A 3,123-nucleotide genomic window follows, 5' to 3' on the forward strand; every position below is an offset into this window, starting at 1 on the left:
CAGATGGACTCTCGACAAGTCCCATCCTTGCTGGTCAGGAGCACTTTTCAGTTGATCAACACCCGCTCACGCAGCTCTGCCGTGAAAGCCCCGGGCTAACCAGATGCGCCTCAGCAGCAGGCAGCGGCCTTGACCAGCGCCTTGGCCCCGGACAGCTCAGCCGGGATGTCGGTGGGCATGGCTTCCTCGGCGTCGACACAACAGGTGCCGTCCCCACTGACCTGCGACAGCTCGATGGACGTCTTGCCCTCCAGCTCGGCTCCAGCGTCGCTCTTGACGGTGTAGACCTCCCACGGCTCCCCGCCCGGGCCGCTCACCCAGACCTTGTCCTGCACTGCGTAGCAGCAGGTGGTGTTCTCCTCGGGACGGGTGGCCAGTCCGGCGTCGGCCAGGCGGGTGGCTGCCGCCCTGACCTCGTCGGTGTTCTCTACCTCGACGCCTAGGTGGTCCATCCGGGTTGCTTCGCCGGCCTCGCCCTCGAGCAGCACAAGCTTCAGCGGCGGCTCGGCGATGGCGAAGTTGGCGTAGCCCGGGCGACGCTTGGCCGGCGTGGTGTTGAACAGCCGGGAGTAGAAGTCGATCGCCCCGTCGAGGTCGGCGACCCGCAGAGCCAGTTGCACACGAGACACATGATCACGCTCCTTCGTTTACATCGACGTCCGTCGATGTCTGACTATGGCATAATTTAGACCCTTGTCAATACGATGGTGATCGTTACTATGAGCGTCGATAGAGCGTCGATAGAGCGTCCGAAGGAGCCCCGTGAGTCAGCCCAGCTTTGCCTGCTGCACCCCGTTAACCGGCACGTCGATGACGCCCGAGCAGGCCGAGCAGGTTGTCCCCCTGCTCAAGGCCCTCGCCGACCCTGTGCGCTTGCGCCTGGTCAGCCTGATTGCTTCGAGTCCGACTGGCGAGGCGTGCGTGTGCGATCTCAACGAGGCCTTCGACCAGACCCAGGCCACCATCAGCCATCACCTCAAGGTGCTGCACTCGGCCGGGGTCTTGGACCGGGACAAGCGAGGTGTGTGGGTCTACTACGCCGTTAAGCCCGAAGCGCTCTCCTCGGTGGCCAACCTGTTCAGCATCGCTGCCCTCGCCGGGGTGAGCGCATGAGCGACGCCGTGCGGGAAACCGCCGTTCCCGGCACCGACCTCGACGCCCCGGTCCTCAAGTGCCTGAGCACCCTCGACCGGTTCCTGCCGGTCTGGATCATCGCCGCCATGGCGCTCGGTCTGATCCTTGGTCGGCTGATCCCGGGCCTCGACGACGCTCTCGACGCCGTCAAGGTCGGCGATGTCAGTCTGCCGATCGCCATTGGGCTCCTGCTGATGATGTACCCGGTGCTGGCCAAGGTCCGGTACTCCGAGCTTGACCGGGTCACCGGCGACCGCAAGCTGCTCGGCGCCTCCCTGGCACTGAACTGGCTGATCGGCCCGGCGCTGATGTTCGCCCTGGCCTGGCTGCTGCTCCCGGACCTGCCCGAGTACCGAACCGGGTTGATCATCGTGGGCTTGGCCCGCTGCATCGCCATGGTGCTGATCTGGAACGACCTGTCCTGTGGCGACCGTGAGGCTGCAGCCGTCCTGGTTGCGATCAACTCGGTCTTCCAGATCCTCGCCTTTGCCGCCCTCGGCTGGTTCTACCTCCAGGTGCTGCCCGGCTGGCTGGGCCTGTCGACGACGTCGGCGGACTTCAGCGTGTGGGCCATCGTGGTCAGCGTCTTGGTCTTCCTCGGCATCCCACTCCTCGCCGGCTTCTTGACCCGCACCCTCGGCGAGCGGGCCAAGGGCCGAGCTTGGTACGAGTCCAAATTCCTGCCCAAGATTGGCCCGATCGCTCTCTACGGGCTGCTCTTCACAATCGTCATGCTCTTCGCCCTCCAAGGCGACGCCATCACCTCCCAGCCCTGGGACGTGGCCCGGATCGCCCTGCCGCTCTTGGCCTACTTCGCCCTGATGTTCGGCGGCTCGTTCGTGCTCGGCATGCGCCTGGGCCTCGGCTACGCCAAGACCGCCACGCTGGCCTTCACCGCTGCGGGCAACAACTTTGAGCTCGCCATCGCCGTGGCCATCGGCACCTTCGGCGTGACTAGCGGCCAGGCCCTCGCCGGCGTCGTTGGTCCCCTCATCGAAGTACCCGTACTGGTGGGGCTGGTCTACGTCTCGCTCTGGGCAGCACGGCGGTTCTTCCCTGGTGATTCCACGGTTCCTGTTGGTCTCAACGAAGGAGTCCCCAGTGACTGACCGCCCCAGCGTGCTATTCGTCTGCGTGCACAACGCCGGTCGTTCTCAGATGGCCGCTGGCTGGCTGCGCCACCTCGCCGGCGACGCCGTCGAGGTGCGCTCGGCCGGCTCCATCCCGGGCGACCAGGTCAACCCCGTCGCCGTCGCCGCCATGGCCGAAGTCGGCATCGACATCTCCGACCAAGAACCCAAAGTGCTGACCACCGAGGCAGTTGAGGCCTCCGACGTGGTGATCACCATGGGCTGTGGCGATGCCTGCCCGATCTTCCCGGGCAAGCGCTACTTGGACTGGGCACTCGAGGACCCCGCTGGCAAGGGCGTCGAGTCGGTGCGGCCCATCAGAGACGAAATCGAGTCCCGCATCCGTGGTCTGCTGACCGAGCTGCAAAGCCCCCGGAGCGCTAGCGTCCGATGAGGACCAAGCCCAGCGTCTTGTTCGTCTGCGTCCGCAACGCCGGCAAGTCTCAGATGGCGGCTGGGCTGCTGAAGCAACTCGTCGGCGACGCAGTCGAGGTCTACTCAGCTGGCACCGATCCCAGCCCCGCCGTCAACGAGTTGTCGGCCGAGTCGTTGGCCGAGGTCGGCGTCGATATCACCGCCGAGCATCCCAAGGCCATCACTAGAGCCATGGTGGAAAGCGCCGACGTAGTGGTCACTCTCGGACGAGAAGCCAAGGTCGACCAGATCCCGGGGACCCGGTTCGAGACCTGGGATACCGGCGAACCCTCCGAGCGGGGCATCGAAGGCATCGAGCGCATGCGCTTAGTACGAGACGACATCGCTGCCCGAGGATGTCCCGCGTTCCGTGGAACTTCGGTAGCGGCCCGTTGATCAACTAGGCGGCGTTGCTGACGGGCCCATCATGCGCGGCGGGTACGAC

General features: G+C 65.6%; 5 protein-coding genes. 4 read left to right on the plus strand and 1 reads right to left on the minus strand.

Going from position 1 to position 3,123, the window contains the following annotated elements; all coding sequences use genetic code 11:
* Positions 1-110 precede the first annotated feature (110 nt).
* A complete protein-coding gene (locus BLW04_RS25055; RefSeq protein WP_091548319.1) occupies positions 111-629 on the minus strand; it encodes an ArsI/CadI family heavy metal resistance metalloenzyme in 519 nt (172 codons plus the stop codon).
* Between the two features lie 133 nt (positions 630-762).
* On the opposite strand from BLW04_RS25055, the gene BLW04_RS25060 reads away from it, so the two are divergent.
* From BLW04_RS25060 to BLW04_RS25075, 4 genes are read left to right on the plus strand one after another with little or no spacing between them, the layout of a single operon-like run.
* Positions 763-1,113 carry an ArsR/SmtB family transcription factor gene (locus tag BLW04_RS25060; RefSeq protein WP_254781987.1) on the plus strand — a complete coding sequence of 117 codons (351 nt, stop codon included), beginning with the start codon at positions 763-765 and terminating at the stop codon, positions 1,111-1,113.
* On the plus strand, positions 1,110-2,243 hold the full coding sequence (arsB, locus tag BLW04_RS25065; RefSeq protein WP_091548321.1) for an ACR3 family arsenite efflux transporter: 1,134 nt from the start codon (positions 1,110-1,112) through the stop codon (positions 2,241-2,243). Before BLW04_RS25060 ends, arsB begins: the two co-directional genes overlap by 4 nt.
* Entirely contained in the window at positions 2,236-2,658 is a 423-nt protein-coding gene (locus tag BLW04_RS25070) for an arsenate reductase ArsC (protein ID WP_091548323.1), read from the plus strand. Before arsB ends, BLW04_RS25070 begins: the two co-directional genes overlap by 8 nt.
* Complete coding sequence (locus BLW04_RS25075; RefSeq protein ID WP_091548325.1) at positions 2,655-3,074, plus strand: arsenate-mycothiol transferase ArsC; 420 nt, start codon at positions 2,655-2,657, stop codon at positions 3,072-3,074. Before BLW04_RS25070 ends, BLW04_RS25075 begins: the two co-directional genes overlap by 4 nt.
* The last annotated feature ends 49 nt before the right edge of the window (positions 3,075-3,123 follow it).

It is taken from the genome of Modestobacter sp. DSM 44400 (assembly GCF_900107175.1).
In the GTDB taxonomy this organism is placed as follows: Bacteria; Actinomycetota; Actinomycetes; order Mycobacteriales; family Geodermatophilaceae; genus Modestobacter.

What these genes read in the sequence shown, in the direction of transcription:
- BLW04_RS25075 (WP_091548325.1), top strand. Translation starts at nt 2,655, where the DNA reads ATGAGGACCAAGCCCAGCGTCTTGTTCGTCTGCGTCCGCAACGCCGGC.
- arsB (WP_091548321.1), top strand. Translation starts at nt 1,110, where the DNA reads ATGAGCGACGCCGTGCGGGAAACCGCCGTTCCCGGCACCGACCTCGAC.